The 20,639-nt window shown below is 69.3% G+C and carries 1 protein-coding gene (running past one end of the window); it reads left to right on the plus strand.

Annotated elements, in window-relative coordinates; all coding sequences use genetic code 11:
- Window positions 1–20,314, plus strand: partial view of a non-ribosomal peptide synthase/polyketide synthase gene (locus ON40_RS05105; protein ID WP_040818993.1) — the 3' portion only. It extends 29,906 nt beyond the left edge of the window; only the last 20,314 of its 50,220 coding nucleotides appear in the window; its start codon lies off the left edge, out of view; its stop codon occupies window positions 20,312–20,314.
- The last annotated feature ends 325 nt before the right edge of the window (window positions 20,315–20,639 follow it).

Here is a 20,639-nt window from a genome sequence, read left to right on the forward strand (position 1 = left end):
GCAGCTGGCGCGCGGCTATCTGGGCCGCGCCGATCTGACCTCGGATCGGTTCGTGGCGAACCCGTTCGGTGTGGGCGAGCGGATGTACCGCACCGGCGACCTGGTGGTGTGGAATGCCTCGGGTGAGCTGGATTACCGGGGTCGCACCGACTTCCAGGTGAAGATCCGTGGATTCCGGATCGAGCTGGGTGAGATCGAGGCGGCGCTGCTGACGCTGCCGCAGGTCGCCCGCGCCGCGGTGGTGGCGCGCGCGGATCAGCGCCTCGGCGACACCCTGGTCGCCTACCTGATCCCGGCCGACGGCGCGCTGGACATCGCGGAGGTGAAGGCCGCGCTCACCGCGAGCCTGCCCTCGTACATGGTGCCCGCGGCATTCGTGGTGCTGGCCGAGTTCCCGTTGAACGTCAGCGGCAAGCTGGATCGAAAGGCCCTGCCGGAGCCGGAATTCGAGACCACCGAGTTCCGCGCGCCGACGACGCCGATCGAGCAGATCGTGGCGGGCGTGTTCGCCGACGTGCTCGGCGTCGAGCGGATCGGCCTGGACGACGACTTCTTCACCCTCGGCGGCAACTCGCTGCTGGCCACCCAGGTGGCCGCGCGGCTGGGCGCCGCACTCGACGCCCGGGTGCCGGTGCGCACCGTATTCGAGAATTCGACGGTCGAGGGACTGGCGACCCGGGTCGAGCAGCACACCGGCGGCCGTCCCGCGCTGCGTGCGACACAGCGTCCGGAGCGCATCCCGCTGTCGCTGGCGCAGCAGCGGATGTGGTTCCTGAACCGGTTCGACCAGCAGTCCGCGGCCTACAATGTGCCGATCGCGGTCCGGCTCACCGGCGACCTCGATGTCGCCGCGCTGGGCGAGGCCGTCGCCGACGTGGTGGCCCGGCACGAGGTGTTGCGCACGGTCTACCCCGAGACCGAGACAGGTCCGGTGCAGGTCGTCCTGCCGCCGGGACAGTCGGTGCCCGAACTGACGGTGCGCGAGGGCGCGGCCGGCGATATCGAGGCGCTGCTGCTCGAATTCTTCTCGGCCACCTTCGATGTGACGGCCGAGGTGCCGTTGCGGGTGACGTTGTTCGAGACCGGTTCGGGCGAATACGTGCTGGCGATGGTGGTGCACCACATCTCCGGTGACGGCTCCTCGATGGCCCCGATGACGCGCGATCTGATGACCGCCTACGCGGCTCGCTCCACCGGCCACGCCCCCGGCTGGGCCCCGCTGGAGGTGCAGTACGCGGACTTCAGCATCTGGCAGCGCGCGCTGCTGGGCAACGAGGACGATCCGGAATCGTTGCTGGCCAAGCAGACCGCCTACTGGACCAGGGCGCTGGCGGATCTGCCCGATCAGCTGGATCTGCCCGCGGATCGGCCGCGTCCGGCGGTGCAGTCCTTCGCCGGTCGTAAGGCCGCGCTGCGGATCGACGCCGAATTGCACCGTGCGCTGGTCGATCTGGCCCGCGAGCAGGGTGCGACGCTGTTCATGGTCGTGCACACCGCGCTGGCGGTGCTGCTGGCTCGTTTGTCGGGTACCGAGGACATCGCGATCGGTACGCCGATGGCGGGTCGCGGTGAGGCCGCGTTGGACGACATGATCGGCATGTTCGTGAACACGCTGGTGTTCCGGACGCAGGTCGATGCCGCGACGGCGTTCGCCGATCTGCTGGAAACCCAGCGCGAGACCGACATCCAGGCGTTCGCCAACGCCGACGTGCCGTTCGAGCGGCTGGTCGAGACGCTGAACCCGGTCCGCTCGACCGCGCGGCATCCGCTGTTCCAGGTGGGTCTGTCCTTCCAGAACATGGGCGTGACGAATCTGGATCTGCCGGGTCTGACGCTGTCCGGGATCGAGGTCGACACCGAGATCTCGCAGTTCGATCTGCACCTGTTCCTGGCCGACGGCTACGACGACGCCGGTCAGCCGAACGGTATCGACGGCCACTTCACCTACGCGACGGATCTGTTCGACGCCGCGACGGTCGAGGGCTTCGCGACCCGGTTCCTGCGCCTGCTGGGCGAGATCGCCGCTGCCCCGGCCACACCCGCCGGTGAGTTCGAACTCGTCGACGAGGCCGAGCGCGCGCTGATCCTGCGGGACTGGAACGACACCGGGCATCAGGTCGAGGCGACCTCGCTGCTGGACGGGTATCGCCGCACGGTGGTCGCGCATCCGGATCGGGTGGCGGTGGCCTTCGAGGGCGAGGAGCTGACCTATCGGGAGTTCGACGAGCGGGTCAATCTGCTCGCGCGCCGGTTGATCTGGGCCGGTGTGGGCCCCGAAGTGCTTGTCGCGCTGGCGATTCGTCGTTCGATCGATCTGGTCGTGAGCATGTACGCGGTGATCACCGCGGGCGGTGCGTATGTGCCGTTGGATCCGGATCATCCGGCGGAGCGGATCGCGCATGTGCTCGAGACCGCGCAGCCGGTGTGTGTGTTGACTCGTGCCGCAGATGCGGTGCCGGTGCCCGAGGGCATCGAGGTGCTGGACTTGGAGACCATCGATCTGGATGGTTTCGAGGTCACGCCGTTGGCGGCGGACGAGCTGGAAGGTCCGGTGCTGCCGGACAACCCGGCGTATGTGATCTTCACGTCCGGTTCTACGGGCCGCCCGAAGGGGGTGGCGGTGCCCGGCTCCGCCGTGACGAACCAGATCGCCTGGATCACCGGCGAATACGGCATCGGCCAGGACGACGTGGTGCTGTTCAAGACCCCCGCGACGTTCGACGTGTCGGTGTGGGAGTTGTTCGCCCCCTTGGCCGTCGGCGCGCGCATGGTGATCGCGAGCCCGGACGGTCATCGCGACCCGCAGTACCTCGCCGACATGATCGCCGCCGAGCGGGTCACCATGACCTCGTTCGTGCCCTCGATGCTGCGGGTGTTCTCCGACAGCGCATCGGCACTGGCGCTCGAGACGCTGCGCATCCTGTTCGTCGCGGGTGAGGCGCTGACCCCGGACACCGTGGCGGCGTTCGGCCGCCTCGGCGTGTCCGCGCGGCTGCACAACCTCTACGGACCGACGGAATTCACGGTGCACGCGACCTACGCGCCGGTCGCCGAGCACATCAGCACCGCGGTGCCGATCGGCTCGCCGGTGTGGAACGCGCAGGCGTACGTACTGGATTCGCGGCTGCACCCGGTGCCCGTGGGCGTCGCGGGTGAGCTGTATCTGGCGGGCGCGCAGACCGCGCGCGGCTATCTGGGCCGCGCCGATCTGACCGCCGACCGGTTCGTGGCGAATCCGTTCGGGGACAACGGTTCCCGGATGTACCGCACGGGTGACCTGGTCCGGCACACGGGTGACGGCGCGATCGTCTACATGGGCCGCACCGACTTCCAGGTGAAGCTGCGCGGTCAGCGCATCGAACTCGGTGAGATCGAATCCGAGCTCACCGCAACCGATTCCGTCGCGCAGGCGGTCGCGATCGTGCACTCCGACGAGCGCGCCGGTGATCGGCTGGTCGCCTATGTGGTGCCCGCCGCCGGAAGTGTCGACGTCGAGGCGCTGCGTACCCATCTGGTCGGGCAACTGCCCTCGTACATGGTGCCCTCGGCCTTCGTCGTGCTGGATGTGTTGCCGCTCAACGCAAACGGCAAGCTGGACCGCCGGGCGCTGCCGGAGCCGGAGTTCGAGACGGCGGCCTTCCGCGCGCCGTCCACGCCGATCGAGGAGATCGTGGCGAGCGTGTTCGCCGACGTGCTCGGCGTCGAGCGGATCGGCGTAGACGACGACTTCTTCGCCCTCGGTGGCAACTCGCTGCTGGCCACCCAGGTGACCGCCCGCATCGGCGCGGCGCTGGACGCGCAGGTGCCGGTGCGCGCGATCTTCGAGTCCTCGACGGTGGCGGGCCTGGCGGTCAAGGTCGAGCAGGATTCCGCTGCCGCCGACCGTCCCGCGCTGGTCGCCCGGATGCGGCCGGAGCTGGTGCCGTTGTCACTGGCCCAGCAGCGGATGTGGTTCCTGAACCGGTTCGACCAGCAGTCCGCCGCCTACCATGTGCCCGTCGCGGTGCGGTTGACCGGCGAGCTGGACACCGCGGCGCTGCAGGCCGCGGTGCGGGACGTCATCGAGCGGCACGAGGTGCTGCGCACGATCTATCCGGAGCGCGACGGCCTCGCGCATCAGGTGATTCTGCCGGTGGCACAGGCGGTTCCGGATCTGGAGCCGATCGCGGTGCGGCCGGATGCGTTGCCGGACACCGTCGCCGAACTGGTCACCGCGGGCTTCGACGTGACTGCCGAAGTGCCGCTGCGGGTCCGGTTGCTGCGCGTGGCGACCGAGGACGCCTCGTCCGAACACGTCCTGGTCGTCGTGGCGCACCACATCACCGCGGACGGCTGGTCGATGGGCCCGCTGACCCGCGACGTGATGCTCGCCTACGCGTCCCGCTGCACCGGTGAGGCCCCCGCGTGGTCGCCGCTGCCGGTGCAGTACGCGGACTTCAGCATCTGGCAGCGCGAGGCGCTGGGCGCCGAGGACGATCCGAGCAGCGTGCTGGCCGCCCAGGCCGACTACTGGCGCGGCGCGCTCGCGGGCCTGCCCGACGAGCTGAATCTGCCCGTCGACCGGCCGCGCCCGGGGGTGCCGACCTATCGCGGCGGGCGGGTGCCGTTCGCCATCGATGCCGATCTGCACACCGCACTGCAGCGCCTGGCCCGCGAGCAGCACACGACGCTGTTCATGGTCGTGCACGCCGCGCTCGCGACGTTCCTGGCGAAGCTGTCCGGAACCGAGGACATCGCGGTCGGCACCCCGGTCGCCGGGCGTGGCCGGGCCGAACTGGACAACGTGGTCGGCATGTTCGTCAACACCCTGGTGCTGCGGACCGACGTGCGGCCCGAGTCGAGCTTCGAGGCTCTGCTCGCGCAGGCCCGGGAGGCCGATCTGCAGGCGTTCGCGCATGCGGACATCCCGTTCGAGCGCCTGGTGGAGATGCTCTCGCCGGAGCGGTCCACGGTGCGCAATCCGCTGTTCCAGGTCGCGCTGTCGTTCGAGAACATGCCCGAGACCGCTTTCGAACTGCCCGGCCTGCGGGTCGGCGCGGTCGAGTTCGAGTCCGGGATCGAGAAGTTCGATCTGTCGCTGACCATGCGCGAGTCGCTCGACGACTCCGGTATGCAGGCCGAATTCTCCTTCGCGCGTGACCTTTTCGACGACGACACGGTCGAGGTGCTGGCCCGTCGGTTCGTGCGTCTGCTGGGCGTGCTGGCCGCCGACCCGGGTGCCTCGATCGGTGACGTGCCGCTGCTGACCACGCCGGAATTCGAGCTGCTCACGCAGGTGCACGACGACGACGTCATGGCCACCGGTCTGCTGCCGGATCTGCTGAGCCGCGGCGTGGAGCTGGGCCGCGACCGGATCGCGGTGCGCTACGACGGACGTTCGATCACCTACGGCGAACTCGACGAGCGGTCTTCGCGCCTGGCGCGCGTGCTGATCGATCGCGGCGTGGGCCCGGAAAAGCTGGTGGCCCTGGCCTTCCCGCGGTCCTACGAGATGGTGCTGGCCGTGCTGGCGGTCAGCAAGGCCGGTGGCGCGCACGTGCCGGTCGACCCGAACTATCCGCAGGACCGGGTCGCGCACATGCTCACCGATTCCGGTGCGGTACTGGGCATCACGGGTTCGGCGCAGGTCGCGGACCTGTCCGCCGAGGTGGACTGGCTGGTTCTGGACGACCCGTCGACCGAGCAGCTGTGCGCCGCACACTCGGCCGAGCCGATCACCGATGCGGACCGGCTCACGCCGCTGCGCATGCGGCACCCGGCGTACGTGATCTACACCTCCGGTTCGACCGGACGGCCCAAGGGCGTCACCGTGACCCACGCGGGTCTGGGCGGCCTGGTCGACGTCGCGGTGGGTCACTACCAGCTGGAGTCGCAGCACCGCATGCTGCACATCTGCTCGCCGAGTTTCGACCCGTCGGTGCTGGAATGGTTGTGCGCCTTCTCCACCGGCGCGACGCTGGTGATCGCGCCCGCGCACGTCATCGGCGGTCCGGATCTGGCCGAGCTGCTGCACACCGAGCAGGTGACGCACAGCATCATCACCCCGGCCGTGCTGGGCACCGTGGATCCGGCCGGACAGGAACAGCTGCTGGTCGCCTCGGTCGGTGGCGACGTCACCACGCCGGAACTGCTGGCCAAGTGGCAGCCCGGCCGCAAGTACTTCAACGCTTACGGTCCGACCGAGACCACGATCATCTCCTCCTACGCACGGCTGTTCCCGGGCCGCCACATCACCATCGGCGAGCCGGTGCACGGCATGTCGGCCCTGGTGCTGGACGCGCGGTTGCATCCGGTGCCGCCGGGTGTCGCGGGTGAGCTGTATCTGGCGGGCGGAGGTGTGGCCCGCGGATACCGGAACCGGCCGGATCTGACCGCGGATCGGTTCGTGCCCAACCCGTTCGGCGCGCCGGGTTCGCGGATGTACCGCACCGGTGACGTGGTGCGCTGGTTCGCCGAACCGGGCGAGCGCGCCGGTAACGAGGCGCTGGCGTCGGTTCGCTGGGAGCTGGACTACGTGGGCCGCTCGGACTTCCAGGTGAAGATCCGCGGCTTCCGCATCGAACTGGGTGAGATCGACGCCGTCCTGGGCACCCACCCGGACGTCGAGTTCGCCTTCACCATGGGCCGCGAAACCGCCGCCGGGGCAACGATTCTGGTGGCGTACATCCTGGGCGTCGCGGGTCGCGCGGTCGATCCGGCCGAGGTGAGCGCCCACGTCGCGCGGACCCTGCCGCCGCATATGGTCCCCTCGGCGATAGTGGTGCTCGACGAGATCCCGCTGACGCCGGTGGGCAAGCTGGATCGCAAGGCGCTGCCCGAACCCGAACTCGCGCCGCGGGAGTTCCGCGCGCCGGTCGGCGAGATCGAGACGATCATCGCCGAGGTGTTCGCCGAGGTGCTGGGCGTCGACCAGGTGGGCGTGGACGATTCGTTCTTCTCCCTGGGCGGCGACTCGATCCTGTCGATTCAGCTGGTGTCGCGGACCAAGGCGCGCGGCGTGGTGTTCTCCCCGCGCGACGTCTTCGAACGGCGCACTGTGGCATCGCTGGCCGAAATCGCCACGCGCGGTGACGCTTCCGAACGCAAGAAGCTGGCCGAGCTGCCCGGCGGCGGCGTCGGCGAGATCCCGCTGACCCCGATCATGACGCAGCTGTTGTCCAGCGGCTCGTCGTACGAGCGGTTCTCGCAGTCGATGACGGTGCGCCTGCCCGAGGGCATCGACCGGGCGACGCTGGTCGCGACGATCGGCGCGGTCTTCGACCACCACGACGTGCTGCGCTCGCGGTTGCGCGGCGATGCCGAGACCGGCTGGGCCTTCGAGGCACTCGAGCCCGGCGCGGTCGATGTGGACGCGCTGCTGCATCGCGTCGAGCTGCCCGGCGACCTCGACACCGAGGCGTTGAACCGCCTGGCGACCGCGGAACTCGATGCGGCGCTGGGACGTCTGGATCCGGCGAACGCGGCCATGATGCAGTTCGTGTGGTTCGCCGCCGAGGCGGGCAGCACGCGACGCGACGCGCTGTTGATCGTCGGTCATCACTTCGTGGTGGACGGCGTGTCCTGGCGCATCCTGCTGCCGGACTTCGCGATGGCCTGGTCGCAGCTGGCGGCCGGGCAGCCGGTGGCGTTGCCCGCCAACGGCACCTCGATGCGGCGCTGGGCGCACGCGCTCACCGAGGCCGCGTCCGATGCCGAGCGGCTGGCGGAACTGCCCTTCTGGCAACGGGTTTCGGCGACGCCGGATCCGCAGCTGGGTGCGCGGCCGTTCGATCCGGCCGTGGACACCAACGCGACCGTCGAGCAGGTGCGCGTCAGCGTGCCCGCCGACGTCACCGAGGCCGTGCTGACCACCCTGCCGGGGCTGTACCGCGGCGGCGTCAACGACGGACTGCTCTCGGCGCTGGCACTGGCCGTGGCGCGGTGGCGTCCGCGCACCGGTGCCGCCTCGCTGATCCGGGTCGAGGGACACGGCCGCGAAGAGGACGTCGTGCCGGGTGCGGACCTGTCCCGCACCGTGGGCTGGTTCACCACCGCCTACCCGGTGCGGCTGGATCCGGCCGGCGCCGATCTGGACGACGCGTTCGCCGGTGGGCCCGCGCTGGGCGCGGTGGTCAAGGCGATCAAGGAGCAGTTGCTGGCCGTGCCCGACAAGGGCCTGGGCTACGGTCTGCTGCGCCGGTTGAACTCCGAAACCGCTGCGCAGCTGGGCGATCCCGGTCAGATCAGCTTCAACTACCTGGGCCGGATCTCCGCCGGTGAGGTGCCCGAGGGACTCGCCGAACTGGGCTGGGTGCCGGTGGACGATCTGGGTGATCTGTCCGTGGGCCAGGACGCGGATATGCCCGCCAACGGCGCGGTCGACATCAACGCGATCGTCACCGATGGCGAGCAGGGCCTGCGCCTGGGTGCCTCGTTCACCTATCCGACCGGTCTGCTGGACCGGGAGCAGGTGCAGGAGTTCGCCGACCTGTGGGTCGAGGCGCTGACTGCGCTGGCGCGGCACGCCCGCCGCTCGGACGCCGGTGGCCTGACGCCGTCGGATCTGCCGCTGGTGCCCGCCACCCAGACCGATATCGCGATCTGGGAGCGGAACTATCCGGCGCTGATCGACGTGTGGCCGCTCTCGACGCTGCAGTCGGGTCTGCTGTTCCACGCGCTGCTGGCGCAGAGCGGCGTCGACGTCTACACCGTGCAGTCCACCGTCGGACTGAGCGGCACGGTGGACACCGCACGGCTGCGTGCGGCCGCCCAGGGCATCCTGGTGCGGTACCCGAACCTGCGCACCGCGTTCGTCACCGATGCCGACGGCCGCTCGGTGCAGGTCGTGCTGGATCGGGTCGAGGCGCCGTGGCGCGAGGTGGATCTCACCGATCTGCCTGCGGCACAACGCGACACCGAACTGAAGCGGCTGATGGCCGCGGATCGGGCCGAGCACTTCGACCTGTCCGCACCGCCGCTGCTGCGCTTCACCCTCTACCGCACCGACGCGCGGGAATGGCAGATCGTCATCACCACGCACCACATCCTGCTGGACGGCTGGTCGATGCCGCCGCTGCTGCGGGATCTGCTGATGCTGTACGCGGTGCGCGGTGACGCGAGCGTGCTGCCGCGGGTCGTGCCCTACCGGAATTACCTGGCCTGGTTGGCCGGTCGCGATCGGGACGCCTCGCTGCGCGCCTGGCAGACCGCGCTGTCCGGTGTCCAGGAGCCGACGCTGCTCGCGCCACAGGTCGTGGTCGAGGAGCAGACCTACGAGATCGGCCGGCAGGTCACCGAGATCGATGCCGAGCGGACCGAGCAGATCAAGCGGTACTGCGCCGAGCTGGGCATCACCGTCAACACGCTGATCCAAGCGGCGTGGGGTGTGCTGCTGAGCCGGATGACCGGCCAGGACGACGTGGTGTTCGGCGCGACGGTCTCGGGTCGCCCGGCCGAACTGCCGGGTGTCGAATCGATGGTCGGCCTGTTCATCAACACCCTGCCGGTGCGGGTGCGGGTCGACGACGCGACGTCGGTGGGGCAGCTGCTGTCCGGTCTGCAGGCGGACCAGGCCGATCTGCTCGATCACCACTACGTGGGCCTGACCGACATCCAGCGGGTGGCGGGCACCGGCGTCGGATTCGATTCGCTCGTGATCTTCGAGTCGTATCCGGTGGACAAGGATGCGATCGAGGCGACCAGTTCCATCGACGGCATGTCGGTGACCGGCGCGGGCATGTACGACGACACGCATTACCCGATGACGGTGATGGTCAGCGCCGAGACGACCGTCGTGCTGGCGATGAAGTACCTGGTCAGCCACTTCACCGACGATCAGGTCGAGGAACTGTCGGCGCGACTGCTGCACGTGCTGGACGTGCTGGTGGACCGGCCGGATCGGCGCGTGGGCGAGATCGAGCTGCTCGACGACGCCGAACGTGATCGAATCCTGGTGCGCTGGAACGACACTCGACACGAGGTCGCACCGGAGCTGCTGCTGGACGGATACCGTCGCACGGTGGCCGCGCATCCGGATCGGGTGGCAGTGAGCTACGAGGGCGAGGAGCTGACCTATCGGGAGTTCGACGAGCGGGTCAATCTGCTCGCGCGCCGGTTGATCTGGGCCGGTGTCGGTCCGGAATCGCTTGTCGCCCTGTCGATCCGTCGTTCGATCGACTTGGTCGTGAGTATGTACGCGGTGATCACCGCGGGCGGTGCGTACGTGCCGCTGGATCCGGATCATCCGGCCGAGCGGATCGCGCACGTGCTCGAGACCGCACAGCCGGTCTGCGTGCTGACCCGCACCGCCGACGCGGTGCCGGTGCCCGAGGGCATCGAGGTGCTGGATCTGGAGACTGTCGACCTGGACGGTTTCGAGGTCACGCCGCTGGAGGCCGACGAACTGGAAGGACCCGTCCTCCCGGACAACCCGGCGTACGTGATCTTCACGTCCGGTTCGACCGGTCGCCCGAAGGGTGTCGCGGTCTCGCATGCCGCGATCCACAACCAGATCACCTGGATGCTCGCCGAGTACCCGATGGGTTCCGGCGACGTCTACTTCCAGAAGACCGCGACGACGTTCGACGTCTCGCTCTGGGGCTACTTCATGCCGCTGCGCGCGGGAGCGAAACTCGTCGTCGCCACCCACGACGGTCATCGCGATCCGGAATACCTCGCGGAAACCATTGCCGCGCAGGGTGTTACGGTCACCGACTTCGTGCCGTCGATGCTGACGGTGTTCGCCGCGCACACCTCGGCCGGTGCGGTGTCGACCCTGCGCGACGTGTTCGTCATCGGTGAGGCGCTGCCGCCGCAGACGGTCGCGGCGATGCGCGCGATCTCCGATGCGACGGTGCACAACCTGTACGGTCCGACCGAGGCCGCGGTCTCGATCACCTACTGGCCCGCGACCGAGGCCGAGCGCCTCAGTGTGCCGATCGGTGCGCCGCAGTGGAATTCCCAGGTGTACGTGCTGGATTCGCGACTGCGGCCGGTTCCGGCCGGGGTGGCCGGTGAGCTGTATCTCGCCGGTGACCAGCTCGCGCGCGGCTATGTGGCGCGCCCGGATCTGACCTCGGACCGGTTCGTCGCCGACCCGTTCGGTACGGACGGCGCGCGGATGTACCGCACGGGTGACCTGGCGGCGTGGCGCGTCACCGACGGCACGCCGGTGCTGGATTACATCGGCCGCACCGATTTCCAGGTGAAGTTCCGTGGTCAGCGCATCGAACTCGGCGAGATCGAATCGGCGCTGCTGGCGCATCCGACGGTCAGCCAGGCCGTGGTGCTGGTGCTGTCCTCGGAGCTGGGCGATCAGCTGGTGGCCTACACGGTTCCCGCGCCCGGACAGTCGATCGACCAGCACGAACTGCTGGCCGCCGCAGCGGAATCGTTGCCCGCCTACATGATTCCCGCCGCGGTCGTCGAATTGGCGGAGTTCCCGCTGAACACCAGCGGCAAGCTGGATCGAAAGGCGTTGCCGGAGCCGGAGTTCGCCCATCGCGAGTTCCGCGCGCCGTCCACGCCGATCGAGGAGATCGTGGCCGGTGTGTTCGCCGAGGTGCTCGGGGTGGACCGGGTCGGCGCGGACGACGACTTCTTCTCCCTCGGCGGTAACTCGCTGGTCGCGACGCAGGTCACCGCGCGACTGGGTACGGCCCTGCAGACGCGGGTGTCGGTACGGGAGCTGTTCGAACGCTCCAGCGTGGCCGAACTGGCCGCGCGGGTGGCGCAGTACGCCGGTTCGGATGTCGCCCGGCCCGCGCTGGCCGCGACCGTGCGACCCGAGCAGGTGCCGCTGTCGCTGGCACAGCAGCGGATGTGGTTCCTGAACCGGTTCGATCCGACCTCCACCGCCTACCACGTGCCCGCGGCGGTGCGGTTGTCCGGGAACGTCGATCTGGACGCATTGCAGGCCGCGGTGCGTGATCTGGTGGAGCGGCACGAGGTGCTGCGCACCATCTACCCGGAGCGCGAGGGCCTCGCACAGCAGGTGATTCTGCCTGTCGCGCAGGCGGTTCCGGATCTCACGCCGGTGCCGGTGCAGCCGGACGCGGTGCAGGACACCGTGATCGAACTGGTCACCGCCGCATTCGACGTCACGACCGAGGTTCCGTTGCGGGCCCGGTTGCTGCGGATCGACGCACCCGGCGACGCCGAGTACGTCTTGGTGTTCGTGGCGCACCACATCACCGCGGACGGCTGGTCGATGGGCCCGCTGACCCGGGATCTGATGCTGGCCTACGCGGCCCGCACCGCCGGTGAGGCCCCGGGCTGGCCTGCGCTGCCGGTGCAGTACGCGGACTTCAGCGTCTGGCAGCGCGCGGTACTGGGTTCCGAGGACGACCCGGACAGCGTCCTGTCGGCGCAGGCCGAATTCTGGCGGACCACGCTGGCCGATCTGCCCGACGAGCTGAACCTGCCGGTGGACCGGCTGCGCCCGGCGGTGCCGTCGTATCGCGGTGGGCACGTGCTGTTCCCGATCGACGCCGACGTGCACGAGGCGCTGCGGGAGATCGCCCGCGAGCAGAACACCACGTTGTTCATGGTCGTGCACGCCGCGCTGGCCGTGCTGCTGGCCAAGCTCAGCGGCTCGGAGGACATCGCCGTCGGCACGCCCGTCGCGGGTCGCGGCGAGGCCGAACTCGACGATCTGATCGGTATGTTCGTCAACACCCTGGTGTTGCGGACCGAGGTGAGCGGGCAGCGCAGCTTCCTGGAGTTGCTGGCCGACGCTCGCGAGGTCGACCTGCAGGCGTTCGCGCACGCGGACATTCCGTTCGAGCGGCTGGTCGAACTGCTCGCCCCGGAGCGGTCCACCGCGCGCAATCCGCTGTTCCAGGTGGCGCTGTCGTTCGAGAACATGCCCGAGACGACGTTCGAACTGCCCGATCTGCGAGTCGGCGGGGTCGAATTCGATTCCGGCATCGAGAAGTTCGACCTGTCGCTGACCCTGCGCGAGTCGCACGACGACTCGGGTATCTCGGCTCAGTTCTCCTTCGCCCGTGACCTTTTCGATCAGGATTCGGTCGAGGTGATCGCGGCGCGCTTCGTGCGGTTGCTGCGGCAGATCGTGGCGCGGCCGGACATCTCGGTCGGCGATCTCGAGCTGATCGAGCACAGCGAGCGCGCGGACCTGATCTCGCGCACCGGCCTGCCGGCCACCGCGCCGCGCACGCTGCCGGAGTTGCTGGCCGAGGCCGTGACGCGCGATCCGCAGGCGATCGCCGTGGTGGAGGGCCACGCCCCCGTGGCGGGTCCGTCGTGGGGCCGGAGTCTGTCCTACGCCGACCTGGACGATCAGTCGAACCGGTTGGCGCGCTTGCTGATCGAGCGTGGACTCGGGGCCGAGGATCTGGTGGCCGTCGCGATATCGCGATCACTGGATTCCAACCTGGCGGAGTGGTCGGTGACCAAGTCGGGTGCGGCGTTCGTGCCGATCGATCCGACCTATCCGGCCGACCGCATCGCGCACATGCTCACCGATTCCGGCGCCCGGGTCGGCCTGACCGTGGCCGCGGTGCGCGAGCAGCTGCCCGATTCGGTGCAGTGGCTCGTACTGGACGAGCTGGACACCGCCGGATTCGACGCCGCCGCGGTGACCGACGCGGATCGGGTGCGCCCGCTGGTTCCGGCACATCCGGCCTACGTCATCTACACCTCGGGTTCCACCGGCGTCCCCAAGGGCGTCATGGTCACCCACGCGGGCCTGGCCAACTTCCGGGACGAGCAGCTCGAGCTCTACGGGCTCGACTCGACTACGCGGGCACTGCATTTCGCCTCGCCGAGCTTCGACGCGTCGATCCTGGAACTGCTGCTCGCCGTCGGTGCGGGCGGTCGGCTGGTCATCGTCCCGCCGGGCGTCTACGGCGGTGCGGAGCTGGCCGATCTGATCCGCGCGGAGGGCGTCACCCACGCGTTCATCACCCCGGCCGCGCTGTCCACGGTCGACCCGACCGGTCTCGACAGCCTGCGAGTGCTGACCGCCGGTGGTGAGGCGGTGCCCGCGGATCTGGTCGCCAAGTGGGTCGTGCCGCTGGCCGACGGGACGATGCGCCGGATGCACAACGTCTACGGGCCCACCGAGACCACCATCGCGACCACCCTCGGCGCGCTCGTGCCCGAGGAGCCGGTCACCCTCGGCGGTCCGATTCGCGGTATGCGTCTGCTGGTCCTGGACGAGCGGTTGCGGCCGGTGCCGGTGGGCGTCGCGGGTGAGCTGTACCTGTCCGGTATCCAGCTCGCGCGGGGCTACCACGCGCGCAACGGTCTGACCGCGCAGCGGTTCGTGGCGGATCCGTACGTGCCCGGCGGGCGCGTGTACCGCACCGGTGACGTGGTCCGGTGGACCGCGTCGGGTTCGGTGGAGTACGTGGGCCGGTCCGACTTCCAGGTGAAGGTGCGTGGTTTCCGCATCGAGCTGGGCGAGATCGACGCCGCCCTCACCGCGCACGAGACGGTCGGCTTCGCGGTCACCCTCGGCCACCGCGGTGCGGCGGGATCGACCGCGCTGGTGTCGTACGCCGTTGCCGCGCCGGAACATTCGATCGACGTCGGCGCGCTGACCGCGCACCTGCAGGAACGCCTGCCGGCCTACATGGTGCCCGCGTCGATCATGGCGATCGACCGCGTCCCGCTGACCCCCGTGGGCAAGCTGGACCGGCGCGCCCTGCCCGAGCCGGTGTTCGAGGCCGAGACGCAGTTCCGCGCGCCGCGCACCCCGATCGAGGAGGTCGTGGCGGGCGTGTTCGCCGCGGTGCTGGGCGTGGATCGGGTCGGCGTGGACGACGATTTCTTCGCCCTCGGCGGTAACTCACTGATCGCGACCCAGGTCACCGCGCGGATCGGCGCGGCGCTGGACACCACGGTCACGGTGCGTTCGCTGTTCGAGTCGCCGACGGTGGCCGGGCTCGCGGAGGCCGTGGCGGCCCAGAGCCGCGGCGACCGGGTCGAGATCGGCAGTCTGGAACGGCCGGAACAGATTCCGCTGTCGCTCGCGCAGCAGCGGATGTGGTTCCTGAACCGGTTCGATCCGGACTCCACCGCGTACAACGTGCCGATCGCGGTGCGGTTGACCGGTGCGCTGGACGTGCCCGCGCTGCGGGCCGCGATCGGCGATCTGGTGGCCCGGCACGAGGTGCTGCGCACGGTGTACCCGGAGACCGATCAGGGGCCGGTGCAGGTGATTCTGCCCGCGGTGCAGGCGATTCCGGCGCTGGATGTCCGGGTGACCGGTGCGGATCAGGTCGAATCGGCGGTGCTCGAGTTCTTCTCGGCCTCGTTCGACGTGACCGCCGAGGTGCCGTTGCGGGTGGCCGTGTTCGAGGTGTCCGCGGCGGGAGCCGACGGCACGGGCGAATACGTGCTGGCCATGGTGGTGCACCACATCTCCGGTGACGGTTCCTCGATGGGACCGCTGACGCGGGATCTGATGACCGCCTACGCCGCTCGCTCCGCGGGCACTGCCCCGGACTGGGAGCCGCTGGCCGCGCAGTACGCGGACTACAGCATCTGGCAGCGCGCGGTGCTCGGCTCCGAGGACGATCCGGAATCGTTGGCGGCCAAGCAGATCGCGTATTGGCGCAGGGCGCTGGCGGATCTGCCCGATCAGCTGGACCTGCCCGCGGATCGGCCGCGCCCGGCGGTGCAGACCTTCGCCGGTGGCACGGTGAGCCTGCGGATCGACGCGGACACCCACGCCGCGCTGGTGAACGTCGCTCGCGAACAGGGCGCGACGCTGTTCATGGTCGTGCACACCGCGCTCGCGGTCCTGCTGGCTCGTCTGTCGGGTACCGAGGACATCGCGATCGGCACCCCGATCGCGGGCCGTGGTGAGGCCGCGTTGGACGACATGATCGGCATGTTCGTGAACACCCTGGTGTTCCGCACGCAGGTCGAGCCCGGTGCGGCGTTCGCCGATCTGCTGGCGAGCCAGCGCGAGTCGGACATCCAGGCCTTCGCGCACGCCGACGTGCCGTTCGAGCGTCTGGTGGAGGTGCTCAACCCGGAGCGGTCCACCGCGCGGCATCCGCTGTTCCAGGTCGGCATGTCGTTCCAGAACCTGGCGCGGATCAGTCTGGAACTGCCCGGCCTGACCGTGTCCGGACTCGATGTGGACGTCGAGATCTCGCAGTTCGACCTGCATCTGATCGTGGGTGACGGGTACGACGAGTCGGGCACGCCGCTCGGCATCGCCGGTGACCTCACCTACGCGACCGATCTGTTCGACCGCGAGACGGCACAGGTGTTCGCGGACCGGTTCGTGCGGCTGCTCGGCGAGATCGTCGCCGCGCCGGACAAGCCCGTCGGCGATCTGGACTACCTGGACGCGGGCGAAGTCACCGAGCTGGTGTCGGACCGCAACGCGACCGCGCATGCGACCGATCGTTCGGCGACCCTGGTGTCGCTGCTCGAGCGCACCGTCTCGGGCACGCCCGATGCGGCCGCGCTGATCGCCCCCGACGGCAGCACGATCACCTACGCCGAACTCGGCGCGCGGGTGAATCGTCTTGCGCGCCGGTTGATCTCGCTGGGCGTGGGGCCGGAGGCGCGGGTCGCGCTGGCGCTGCGCAGGTCGGTGGATCTGGTCGTGGCGATGTACGCGGTGGCGACCGCCGGTGGTGCGTATGTGCCGGTGGATCCGGATCAGGCCGCCGAGCGCACCGATTACATCCTCGACACCGCGGGCCCGGTCTGTGTGCTCACCAACGCCGAGACCGCGTTCGAGACCACGATCGCGCCGGTCGTGCGGATCGATGCGGAGCAGGACGGCGACGATGGGCCGATCGCGGACGCCGAGCGGCTCGGTGTACTGCGCCCGGAGAACACCGCGTACGTCATCTTCACCTCCGGTTCCACGGGACGCCCGAAGGGCGTGGCCGTGCCGCATGCGGCGATCGTGAACCAGTTGCTGTGGGAGACCGCGGAATTCGGTCTGGGCGCGGAGGATTCGGTACTGCTGAAGACCGCCGCCACCTTCGACCTGTCGGTCTGGGAGTTCTGGACCGCCGCGGTCTGCGGTGGCCGGTTGGTCATCGCCACGGCCGACGGTCATCAGGATCCGGAGTATCTGAACGGGCTGATGGCGCGCGAGTCGGTGACCACGCTGCACGTGGTGCCCTCGATGCTCGATGCGCTGCTGACCGAATCCGACGGGGCACTGCCGGATTCGCTGCAGCGCGTGCTGGCGATCGGTGAGGCGCTGCCGGGTTCGGTGGCGCAGCGCTTGCGCACCGGCAATGCGGCCGGGCTGTTCAACCTGTACGGGCCCACCGAGGCCGCCGTGTCGATCACCAGTCATCAGGTCGGCGAGGCCGACGTGACTTCGGTGCCGATCGGTGTTCCGGAGTGGAATTCCCAGGTGTACGTACTGGATTCGCGGTTGCGGCCGGTGCCCGCCGGGGTGCCCGGTGAGCTGTATCTGGCCGGTGCGCAGCTGGCGCGCGGCTACTTCGGCCGGGCGGAGCTGACCTCGGATCGGTTCGTGGCCAACCCGTTCGCCGTCGGCGAGCGGATGTACCGCACCGGTGACCTTGCGGTGTGGAATGCCGCCGGTGAGCTGGATTACCGGGGCCGCACCGACTTCCAGGTGAAGATCCGCGGTTTCCGGATCGAGCTGGGTGAGATCGAGGCGGCGTTGCTGGCCCTGCCGCAGATCACCCAGACCGCGGTGCTGGCCAAGTCGGATCCGCGCCTCGGTGATCGGCTGGTCGCCTATCTGGTGACCTCGGATACGGATCTCGATGTGGCGCAGGTGCGTTCGGAGCTGTCCGCGAACCTGCCCTCGTACATGGTGCCCGCGGCATTCGTGACGCTCGATGCGCTGCCGTTGAACGTGAACGGCAAACTGGATCGAAAGGCGTTGCCGGAACCCGAATTCGAGTCCACCCCGTACCGCGCGCCGTCGACGCCGACCGAACAGGTGGTCGCCGAGGTGTTCGCCGACGTGCTGGGCCGGGAGGACATCGGCGTCGACGACGACTTCTTCGGCATCGGCGGTAACAGCATCCTGTCGATTCAGGTCGTGTCGCGGTCCAAGGCGCGCGGTGTGGTGTTCAGTGCGCGCGAGGTGTTCGAGCGGCGCACCGTCGCCGGGATCGCCGCCGGTGCGGTGCTCGGCGGCTCCGAACCGGAACTGCCGACCGGTCCGCTGGTCGAGGTCGATCCGGCCGACCAGCGGGCGTGGGAGCAGACCTATCCGGCGATGACCGAGGTGTGGCCGCTCTCGCCGCTGCAGTCCGGTCTGTACTTCCTCGCGATGATGTCCGAGTCGAGTATGGACGTCTACAGCCAGCAGGCGCGCCTGGACTTCACCGGAACACTGGACGCGGATCGGTTGCACGCGGCGGTCCAGGCGCTGGCGGACCGCTACGAGAATCTGCGCGTCGCCTTCACCACCGATACCGATGGCAAGGCGGTGCAGATCGTCCAGGAGCGCGTCGAGGTGCCCTGGCGGGAAGTGGATCTCACCGATCTGCCCGCCGAGCAGCGGGAGGCCGAACTGCACCGGCAGCTGGCGCAGGACCGCGGTGTGCAGTTCGACATGGCGGCGCCGCCGCTGATCCGGTTCGGGCTGTACAAGCTCGACGCGGACGGCGATCCGAAGCAGCAGTGGCGGCTGGCGATCACCGCGCACCACATCCTGTTCGACGGCTGGTCGATGCCGCTGCTGATGCGAGATCTGCTGGTGCTGTACGCGGTGCACGGTGATGTGAGCGTGCTGCCGCACGTGGCGTCCTACCGGGACTTCCTGGCCTGGCTGTCGGTACGCGACCGCGAGGAGTCGCTGCAGGCGTGGGCGCGGGCGCTGGCCGGTATCGACGAGCCGACTCTGATTGCGCCGCAACCGAAGGCGGTCGACGGTTTCGAGATCGAGCACGTGGGCATCGAACTCGACGCCGAGCGGACGCAGCGTCTGAGCAAGTTCTGCGCCGATCTCGGGATCACCGCGAACACGCTGGTGCAGGCGTCCTGGGGTCTGCTGGTCGGTCGCCTGACCGGCCGCGGTGACGTGGTGTTCGGCGCGACCGTATCCGGCCGTCCGGCCGAGCTGACCGGTATCGAGTCGATGGTCGGCCTGTTCATCAACACCCTGCCGGTGCGGGTGCGGGTCGACGACCATCGCACGGTCGCCGATCTGCTGACCGGATTGCAGGGTGAGCAGGCAGCGCTGATGGACCACCACTACGTCGGTCTGCCCGACATCCTGCGGGTGGCCGGACTCGGTGCGCAGTTCGACTCGCTGGTCGTGTTCGAGTCCTATCCGGTGGATCGGGAGGCGATCGCCGCCGCCAGCTCCATCGACGGCGTCGCGGTGACCGGTATCGATTTCAAGGGTGGTACGCACTATCCGCTGACCATCACCGTGACCGCCGATACCACCATCGCGGTGAACCTGGAGTATCTGACCAGCCGGTACAGCGAGGCCGAGGTGCGAACCCTGGCCGCGCGGCTGGAGCGGGTGCTCGAGGCGCTGATCGGTGATCCGGACGCGCTGGTGGCCGACATCGATATCCTCGACGCCGCCGAACGCGCCCGAATCCTGGTCGAATCCGGTGGCGCCGCAACCGAATCCGCGTCCGCGCGGGTCGGCGCTCGCACCCTGGCCACGACGCTGGGCGCGGTCGTCGAAGAGGATCCGCAGGCCCCGGCACTGCTGGCCGGCGAGTCCGAAATCGGTTATCAGGTGGTCGATTCGCGGTCCTCGCAGCTGGCGCGGGTGCTGATCGAACGCGGGGTGGGCCCCGGCGACATCGTCGCGGTGGCGCTGCCGCGTTCGGTCGAGGCCGTGGTCTCGCTGTGGGCGGTGCAGAAGGCCGGTGCGGCGGCGTTGTTCGCGGACGGGTTGTCCTTCGGCGAGATCGTCTCGGTCGGTGCGGGATTCGGCATCACGCTGGAACCGGCGGCGAAGTCGATGCGCTGGCTGGTGCCGACCGATCCGAAGGTTCAGGCGGAACTCGCCGCGGCCCCGGCACATCCGGTCTCCTATGCCGATCGCCTGCGCCCGCTGCACGAGGACCATCCGGCCCTCATCGCCCGTCGCGCCGACGGTTCCTGGTTCACCCTGACCCAGGAACAGGCCCTCGACCACGCCGAAACCCTGCGCGAGGACAACGGCATCGATTACGAGTCGACGACGTTCACCGCCGCCACCGCGGGCCCCGCGGCCCTGGCCGAATTCCTGACCTCGGCCACCGCGGGCGCCCTGTCGGTCCTGCCGAACGGTGGCGACCTCGCCGACGACCTCGCCGACGGCGAGGTCACCCACTGGTTCGTGACCTCGCAGGAGTCCACCGAAGCAGCGGACGACGAGGTCCGGGTGGTGATCACCGACTAGCCCGACCGCCGGTGGAGAGTGCCGCATCTCCGGCACTCTCCACCGGAACGGGCTGTTGCGGACGTTGGCCGGGGTGTCGCCGCAAATCGCCGCGAGATGGGCATTAACCAGCGATTGCCACAGTATCTGTTGTGCGGCATCCGGTTTCGGCGTGATTCATGATCGACGGGTACTCGGGTGGGTGTCCGGCGTCACACAGTGATACGGGTAGTGGAGTACTGCCGACATCCGCACGGGATCGCGGGATCGTATAACCGGACGGATCGTCCGTCGGACCGCGGCGGTGCATACGCGCCTGTGCTGCGATCAGCGAGGTAGGAAACAG

The organism is Nocardia jiangxiensis NBRC 101359, from assembly GCF_000308615.1.
In the GTDB taxonomy this organism is placed as follows: Bacteria; Actinomycetota; Actinomycetes; order Mycobacteriales; family Mycobacteriaceae; genus Nocardia; species Nocardia jiangxiensis.